This window comes from Burkholderia sp. MR1-5-21 (assembly GCF_053427715.1).
The window spans coordinates 1-1,161 of sequence record NZ_JBSAXD010000089.1; the positions used below are offsets into that span (position 1 = coordinate 1).

Below are 1,161 nucleotides of genomic sequence, written 5' to 3' on the forward strand. Positions count from 1 at the left end.
GCTAGTGTTCCGTCCCAGAAATAACTTTACATGGAATTGTGTTGCTCTATGATCAAGCGAAATTGAGTGGAGGTGATCATGGCGCGCAAGAGAATCGAGGTGGTGATCTCGGAACTGGAGCGGGAGCAATTGCTGTCGATGAGCCGCTCGCGTTCGCTGCCTCATTCGCTGGTGCGCCGGGCAAAGATTGTCCTGATGGCGGCTGACGGTCGTACGAACCAGGAAATCGCAGTGCAATGTGAAGTAACGTCGCCTGCGATCACGCACTGGAAGAAGCGGTTTGTCGCGCATGGGCTTGCCGGTCTGCATGACGAAGCACGCCCGGGGCGACCGCGCGCGCATGACGATGAAGCCGTGGCGGAGTTGCTGGCGAAGGTGCTGCATGAGAAGCCCGACGGGGCAACGCACTGGAGTGTGCGTTCTGCCGCTGCGCAAACGGGTATTTCGAAGAGCTCGGTGGCTCGGTATCTGTCGCTCTTCGGTGTACAGCCTCATCGCTCGAAGAGCTTCAAGCTTTCGACTGATCCGTACTTCGTCGAAAAGGTGCGCAATATTGTCGGGCTGTATCTGAGCCCGCCGACCAACGCCTTGGTGCTGTGTGTCGACGAGAAGAGCCAATGCCAGGCGCTCGAGCGTACGCAGCCGGTGTTGCCGATGGGGCTGGGCTACCTCGAAGGTGTTACGCACGACTATATACGGCATGGCACGACAACTTTGTTTGCTGCGCTCAATGCGGCGACGGGCGAGGTCATCGCGCAATGCAAGTCGCGTCATCGACATCAGGAGTTCCTGGCGTTTTTGAATCACATTGATCAAGCGGTTCCGGAAGATCTTGACGTGCATCTGATCGTCGATAACTACGCAACGCACAAGCACCCGAAGGTCAGGGCATGGCTGGCGAAGCGCCCGCGTTACCACATGCACTTCACGCCGACGTATTCGAGCTGGCTCAATCAGGTGGAGCGCTGGTTTGGCCTGATCACGCAGCAGGCTATCCGGCGCGGCTCGTTCAAAAATGTGCGCCAGTTGATCGCCAGCATCGAGCGCTATGTTGAGCAGTACAACCAGCACAAACGTCCGTTCATCTGGACGGCAACCGCCGATTCCATCCTTCAGAAAGTCGCTCGACTATGCAAAGTTATTTCTCGGACGGAACACTAG

1 protein-coding gene is annotated in these 1,161 nt (G+C 57.2%); it reads left to right on the forward strand.

The window, feature by feature from the left end; genetic code table 11:
• Window positions 1-78: 78 nt before the first annotated feature.
• On the forward strand, window positions 79-1,161 hold the full coding sequence (locus ACV229_RS40500; protein WP_448088649.1) for an IS630 family transposase: 1,083 nt from the start codon (window positions 79-81) through the stop codon (window positions 1,159-1,161).